Source organism: Nocardioides sp. NPDC057772, assembly GCF_042798075.1.
In the GTDB taxonomy this organism is placed as follows: Bacteria; Actinomycetota; Actinomycetes; order Propionibacteriales; family Nocardioidaceae; genus Nocardioides.
Window position 1 is genome coordinate 1 of sequence record NZ_JBHVKN010000246.1, and the last position, 6,855, is coordinate 6,855.

Annotated in this window: 7 protein-coding genes; 1 reads left to right on the top strand and 6 read right to left on the bottom strand. The window is 70.6% G+C overall.

Annotated elements, in window-relative coordinates:
• The 6 genes from ACFVJS_RS25075 to ACFVJS_RS25100 all read right to left on the bottom strand — a co-directional run.
• Nucleotides 1-594: glycerate kinase (locus tag ACFVJS_RS25075; RefSeq protein ID WP_378886093.1), on the bottom strand; the 594-nt coding region annotated here is incomplete at its 3' end.
• Nucleotides 594-1,445, bottom strand: a complete 852-nt coding sequence (locus ACFVJS_RS25080; protein WP_378886095.1) for a sugar phosphate isomerase/epimerase family protein — start codon at nt 1,443-1,445, stop codon at nt 594-596. The genes ACFVJS_RS25080 and ACFVJS_RS25075, both read right to left, overlap by 1 nt.
• On the bottom strand, nt 1,442-2,626 hold the full coding sequence (locus ACFVJS_RS25085) for a dihydrodipicolinate synthase family protein (protein WP_378886097.1): 1,185 nt from the start codon (nt 2,624-2,626) through the stop codon (nt 1,442-1,444). The genes ACFVJS_RS25080 and ACFVJS_RS25085 overlap by 4 nt, the downstream gene beginning before the upstream one ends.
• Nucleotides 2,623-3,774 (bottom strand): Gfo/Idh/MocA family protein, encoded by a 1,152-nt coding sequence (locus ACFVJS_RS25090; RefSeq protein WP_378886099.1) that lies wholly within the window; start codon nt 3,772-3,774, stop codon nt 2,623-2,625. The genes ACFVJS_RS25085 and ACFVJS_RS25090 overlap by 4 nt, the downstream gene beginning before the upstream one ends.
• Nucleotides 3,775-3,954: 180 nt before the next feature.
• The gene (locus ACFVJS_RS25095; RefSeq protein ID WP_378886101.1) at nt 3,955-4,977 is read right to left on the bottom strand and encodes a LacI family DNA-binding transcriptional regulator; all 1,023 of its coding nucleotides are present in this window, start codon (nt 4,975-4,977) and stop codon (nt 3,955-3,957) included.
• 196 nt (nt 4,978-5,173) lie between these two features.
• A complete protein-coding gene (locus ACFVJS_RS25100; protein ID WP_378886102.1) occupies nt 5,174-6,217 on the bottom strand; it encodes a LacI family DNA-binding transcriptional regulator in 1,044 nt (347 codons plus the stop codon).
• Nucleotides 6,218-6,556: 339 nt separating this feature from the next.
• Here ACFVJS_RS25100 and ACFVJS_RS25105 point away from each other — a divergent pair, with 339 nt between their 5' ends.
• Entirely contained in the window at nt 6,557-6,802 is a 246-nt protein-coding gene (locus ACFVJS_RS25105) for an L-rhamnose mutarotase (protein ID WP_378886104.1), read from the top strand.
• The last annotated feature ends 53 nt before the right edge of the window (nt 6,803-6,855 follow it).

Below are 6,855 nucleotides of genomic sequence, written 5' to 3' on the forward strand. Positions count from 1 at the left end.
GTCGCAGGCGACCACGATCTCGGTCTCCCCGACGCGCGGGTCGAGGCCGTCGAGGTCGACGCGCGCCAAGTTCTGGAGGGCCGCCCCGCCTTCCGCGAGGTCGGCCTCGGAAGCGTCCAGGAGACGTACGCCGAGGGCGCGGAGCATCCCCGCGCCACCGTCGTTGCTGGCGCTGCCGCCGAGCCCGACGACCACCGTGCGGGCGCCGCCGTCGACGGCGGCGAGCACGGCCTCACCCAGCCCGCGGGAGGACGCGGTCAGCGGGGCGAGCCGGCCTCCGGGCAGCCGCAGCAGCCCACAGGTGTCGGCGAGCTCCACGACCGCCAGGTCGCCGCGTACGGCGTAGTGCGCCGCCACCGGCTCGAGCGTCGGGCCGGCGACCGTCACCGGGACCAGGTCGAACCCGGCGCTGGCCAGCGCTGCCACGGTGCCGTCGCCTCCGTCGGCGATCGGCACGATGCGTACCTCTGTCTCGGGGTTCGCCGCGCGGATCCCGGCGGCCACCGCCTCGTCGACCTCGCGCGCGGTCAGGGAGCCCTTGAACTTGTCGCAGGCGACCACGACGACCCGACCGCTCTGCTGGTGCTCGGCCATCACAGGTGGGGGAGGACGAGGTCGCGGTAGCGTTGCGCCATGGTGGCGAGCACCTCGTCGGGGTCGCTGGCCCAGACCGCCTCGTTGAAGATCTCGACCTCGACGTCGCCGGCGTAGCCCGTCTCGGCGACCATCCGGGTGATCGAGGCGAAGTCGATGACCCCATCGCCCATCATCCCGCGGGCCAGCAGCGCGTCGGCGGGGATCGGCAGGTTGAAGTCGCAGACCTGGTAGGACGCGATCCGCCCCTCCGCGCCGGCCCGCGAGACCTGGGCGGCGAGGTCGGGGTCCCAGAAGACGTGGAAGGTGTCCACCACGACCGCGACCGCGTCGACGGGGTGCGGTGCGGCCAGGTCGAGGGCCTGGCCGAGTGTGGAGATGACCGCTCGGTCGGCGACGTACATCGGGTGGAGCGCCTCCAGGACCAGCTTCACGCCGGCGGCCTGGGCGTACGGGGCGAGCTCGGCGAGCCGTTCGGCGACCCGCTCCCTGGCCCCGGCCAGGTCGACATCGCCCTCGGGGAGGCCGCCGACGACCATCACCAGAGCGTCGGTGCCCAGCGTCGCGGCCTCGTCGACCGCCCGCTTGTTGTCCTCGAGCGCGGCAGCGATCCCGGCAGGTTCGGACGCGGTCAGGAACCCACCGCGGCAGAGCGAGGAGATGCGCAGCCCGGCGTCGCGTACGAGCTTGGCGGCTTTCTCCACACCCGCTTCCTGGACGCGGTCGCGCCACAGCCCGAGGGCAGGGATGCCGGCGCGGGCGGCTCCGTCGACGGCCTCGGCGAGAGTCCAGGAGTTGGTGGTCTTGGTGTTGAGGGAGAGTCGTTCGAGCCCAATGGCGTGATCGGTCACTGGTCGATTCCTTGCACGGTGAGGAAGGCGCGCATGCGTGCGGCCGCGAGGTCGGGGCTGGTCAGCAGGCCGGCCGCGTCGGCGAGCCGGAAGACCTCGGCCAGGTGAGGCACCGAGCGGCCGGCGTGCAGGCCGCCGGCCATCGAGAAGGCCGGCTGGTGACCGTTGAGCCAGGAGAGGAACGCGATCCCGGTCTTGTAGTGGTAGGTCGGCGCCTCGAAGATCTTCCGGCCGAGCGCCTGGGTGCTGTCGAGCAGCTGCCGGGCGGTGTCCGGATCGTCGTCGTCGAGCGCCTGGAGCGCGGCCGAGGCGGCCGGGTAGATGGCCGCGAAGATGCCGAGCAGCGCGTGCGAGAACTCGCCCTCACCGGTGCCCTCGCCGACGATCAGCTCGGGATAGTTGAAGTCGTCCCCGGTGTAGAGACGTACGCCGCCGGGCAGTGTCCGGCGCAGGCCGACCTCGTGCTCGGCGTCGAGGAGCGAGACCTTGACACCGTCGACCTTGCCGGGGCGCGTCCGGATGACGTCGAGGAACGTCTGGGTCGCCTCGTCGACCGACGAGGAGCCCCAGTAACCCGCCAGCGCCGGGTCGAACATGTCGCCCAGCCAGTGCAGGATCACCGGGCTGTCGGCCTCGTCGAGCAGGGTCGCGTAGACCTCGGAGTAGTCGTCGGCGTCACGGGCGACCTTGGCCAGGGCTCGCGAGGCCATCACGATCGTGGTCGCGCCGGTGTCGGCGACGACCTTCATCTGCTCGCGGTAGGCATCGATGACCGTGGCCAGGCCTTGCCTGCCTTCGGGGACGGCGGACAGGGTGAGCTGGTCGGTGCCCGCGCCGCAGGCGATCGAGCCGCCCACGGTCGCCGCCTCGGCGGCCGAGCGGCGGATGAGCTCTGCCGCGGCGGCCCAGTCGACACCCATGCCGCGCTGCGCGGTGTCCATCGCCTCGGCTACACCGAGGCCGTAGGACCACAGCTCGTGCCGGTAGGCCAGGGTGCGGTCCCAGTCGATGTCCGCGGGGGCACCGGGCACGTTCTCGGCCAGGGTGCGGGGGACGACGTGGGCGGCGGCGTACGCGGTGCGGGAGGTGAACGGCGCTTCTGGCTTGCTCCACTGCTTGGGACCCGCGAGCGGGTAGAGCTCGGTGCCGCCGTCGGGCAGGGGGAGACGTACGGAGGTCACAGCTCGATCTCTCCGAGCTCGATGCGGCGGCCTTCGGCCGAGGAGGTCAGGCCGGCCTCGGCGAGCCGGACGCCGCGTACGCCGGCCATGAAGTCGTAGGGGTGGTCGCCGTCGCCCTCGACGTAGCGGATGAACTGCTCCCACTGCGCCTTGAAGCCGTTGTCGAAGGCCTGGTTGTCGGGCACCTCGTTCCACAGCTCACGGAACCGGATCGACTCGACGAGATCGGGGTTCCAGACCGGCTTCGGGGTCAGGTTGCGGTCCTGGGTGACGCAGTGGTGCAGGCCGGCGACGGCGGAGCCGTGGGTGCCGTCGACGTGGAACTCCACGAGCTCGCCGCGGTTGACCCGGGTGGCCCAGGAGGAGTTGATCTGGGCGATGATCCCACCCTCGAGCTCGAAGATGCCGTAGGCGGAGTCGTCGGCTGTCGCCTCGTAGCGCTCGCCCTTCTCGTCCCAGCGCTCGGGGATGTGGGTGACGACCTTCGCGGTGACCGCCTCGACCTTGCCGAAGAGGTTCTCCAGGACGTAGTTCCAGTGCGGGAACATGTCGGTTGCGATGCCGCCACCGTCCTCCTTGCGGTAGTTCCAGCTCGGCCGCTGGGAGGGTTGCAGGTCGCCCTCGAAGACCCAGTAGCCGAACTCGCCACGCACGCTGAGGATGCGGCCGAAGAAACCTGACTCGACCAGCCGGCGCAGCTTCAGCAGGCCAGGCAGGTAGAGCTTGTCGTGGACGACCCCGGTCTTCACGCCCGCGTCCTTCGCCAGGCGGGCCAGGCGTAGCGACCCCTCGACGTCGTCGGCGATCGGCTTCTCGGTGTAGACGTGCTTGCCGGCCGCGACCGCCTTGGTGATGGCGGCCTCGCGGACGTTGGTCAGCTGCGCGTCGAAGTAGATCGTGTCCTCGGCGTTGCCCAGGGCCTCGTCGAGATCGGTCGTCCAACGGTCCAGGCCATGCTCTTTGGCGATGTCCTGGAGCTTCTCGGCGTTGCGGCCGACGAGGATCGGGTCGGGCTGGATCCGGGTGCCGTCGGAGAGCTCGACGCCGCCCTGCTCCTGGATCGCCAGGATGCTGCGCACCAGGTGCTGGCGGTAGCCCATGCGTCCGGTGACGCCGTTCATGATGATGCCGAGCCGTCGTGTGGCCATGTGAGGGTTCCTCGTCTGCTGAGAGTGCTGGAAAACGATCGGGGAAAGCGCTTTCCAATACGGTATGACAAATGTGACGCCGGTCGCAAGAGGGTGTTCCGTCAACCCGTCGCCGAGTCGGCGTGTCTGCTCCGCTTCAAGGGGTCGAGTCGGCGCATCTGCACCGTTTCGTCGGGCCGTTCAGGAGCGCGGGGGAGTGCTCTCCCGTAAGACGACCTCGCCGTGGACGGACTTCTTGCGAAGCTCTGCCGACGGCTCGCCGAGCACCATCTCGAGCGCCAGTCGCCCGATGTCGGCCAGCGGCAGACGTACGGTGGTCAGCCCGGGCGTCACGTCTCGCAGTGTCGCGATGTCGTCGAAGCCGGCGACGGCCAGGTCCTTCCCGACCTCGACGCCGGCCTGGCGGCAGGCGGCCAGGGCGCCGACGGCCATCAGGTCGTTGACCGCGAAGACGCAGTCGACCTCCGGGCCGTCCTCGAGCAGTCTTGACATCGCGCGGTGGCCGCCGTCGCGGCTGAAATCGTCGGCGACGTACGCGGGTTTCGAGCCCGTCGCCTCCAGCCAGCCCTCCTCGAAGCCCGCATGACGCTCGGCCGAGACCAGCAGGTCCTCGGGACCGGTGAGGACCGCGGCATGGCGGTAGCCGAGGCCGACCAGCCGCTCCGCCAGCGCCTTCGCCCCGCCGTGGTTGTCGATCACGACGGTGTCCACCGGCAGGCGTGGCTGGCTGATCGCGGCGGCCCGGCCGCCGCCGTCCACGTAGGACGTCAGCAGGTCGGCGACCTCTTGGGTGTGGACCGTGTCGGCCGTGTCGCTACCCGCCAGCACGATCGCCCGGCTGCGCTGGCGCCGCAGCGCGGCCAGGAACTTCTGCTCACGCTCGGCCTGCCCACCGGTGTTGCACAGCATCACGAGCAGGCCGTGCTTCTCGGCCTCGTCGGCCAGTCCGCCGGCGATGGTCGAGAAGTAGGGGTCGGCGATGTCCTTGACCAGCAGCCCGACCGTCTCGGTCGAGCCGCGCGCCATCGCCTGGGCGTTGGCGTTGGGCGTGTAGCCGAGCTTGTTCGCCGCCGCCAGGACTCGCTCCTGCAGCTCGGGGCGCACCACCCGGTCGCTCCCGTTCAGCGCGCGCGACGCGGTGGCCAGCGAGACCCCTGCCTCGCGGGCGACGTCGCTCAGCGTCGCTGCACGTTCTCCGGCCAACTGACTCTCCTTCGGCTTCCGTCCTGGAGCCTAGGGCATCCGATGATGACGTACGTCTGGCTCCATGTCTCCCGCTCCGCCGACTCGGCGCGTCTGTCCCGCTCGGTTCCGTCGAGTCGGCGCGTCTGTCTCAGGGTGTCGAGTCAGACGCGCCGAGTGGGCGCAGTATGGCGGGACACTTGCGCCGAGTCGTGGGTCAGGGGCGCCCGAGGGTGGAGGCGCGGGCGACGAGCTCGGGGGTGAAGACGACCTGCTCGTGCTGATGGGCGGGGTCGCCGACCTCGTCGAGGAGCAGCTCGGCGGCGCGGCGGCCGAGGTCTTGGCGGGGCTGGCGCACGGAGGTGAGCGGCACGGCTGCTGCGGCGGCGAACTCGATGTCGTCGTAGCCGACGATCGCGAGGTCGCCGGGAACGGTCCGGCCGCTGGAGATCGTCTGCTGGAGCAGCCCGAGCGCGAGCAGGTCGTTGGCACAGAACGCGGCGGTGGGGCGGCGCCGGGCGGGCAGCCCGACGAGCCGCTCACCGGCGGCGCGGCCGCAGGCGACGGTGGGGGCCTCGCACGAGAGTGTGATGAGGTCCTCGGGCGGGAGCCCTGCCTCGGTCCAGGCCTGCCGGGCACCCTCGCCGCGGTCGCGGACCTGGCCGATCGACTCCGGCCCGCCGACGTACGCCACCCGCTTGTGGCCCGCGTCGATGAGGTGCTCCACGGCCAGTCGCCCGCCGAGGACGTCGTCGACGGCGACGGAGCAGAACGACGATCCCGCTCGGGTGCGGTCGACGATGACGACCGGGGTGCCGCGCTCGCTCAGCTGGTCGATCTGCGGATCGTCCGGGTCGACCGGAGTGATCAGGATGCCCTGGACCCGCTGCTGCTGCAGGTGGGCCAGGTGGGCGCCCTCGCGGGCCGAGCGCCCGTCGCTGTTGCACAGGAACAGCGAGAGCCCGGCCGCCTCGGCGGCCAGCTCGATGCCGCGGGCGACATCGGTGAAGAACGGGTTGCCGGCGTCGAGCATGACGTAGGCCAGCGACTGGGTGCTGCCGGTGCGCAGCGACCGCGCGGACTCGTTGCGCACGAAACCCAGCTCGGCCATCGCCCGCTCGACCCGCTCACGGGTGGCCCGGCTGACCCGCTCGGGACGGTTGAGTACGTTGGACACCGTGCCGAGGGAGACGCCGGCGGTGGCCGCGACGTCCTTGACCGAAGCGCTGCGTGGTGAACCGGCAGTTGGAGTGATCGCCACCTGGGCTCCTTCCTGAAACGTTAAATCGCAGCATAGGCCCTGGGCACGGATGTGGCGAGTACCACATGGGGCCAGCTTTCTAAATCGTTTCATCCGGGCGCTCGGTCACCCTCTCGCCGAGTCTGGCTGTGTGACGGGCTCCGCGGGCTGTCGATGCGCCGGACGATCCTAGCTTGCTGTCCCGCCGTGCCTTCTCGCTGATGGTCGACCGATTCGGAGAGTCGTTCGAGGGTGCCGAGGAGGGGCCCGCCCCTCCTGCTGGCACGAGTCCGATCGGGTTGACCGAGGTCGGCGGCCTGGCTAGCGTCCTGCCGTAAATCGTTTCAACAGGAGGTCGCCATGGAACGCGTCTGTTTCCAGCTGCAGGTCAAGGCTGATCGCATCGAGGAGTACAAGCGGCGCCACGCCGCCGTCTGGCCCGACATGCTCCAGGCTCTCGCCGAGACCGGATGGCACAACTACTCGCTGTTCCTCCGCCCCGACGGCCTGCTCATCGGCTACGTCGAGACCCCCTCCATCGAGGCTGCCCGGGCCGGCATGGCGGCGACCGAGGTCAACCTGCTGGCACGAGTCCGATCGGGTTGACCGAGGTCGGCGGCCTGGCTAGCGTCCTGCCGTAAATCGTTTCAACAGGAGGT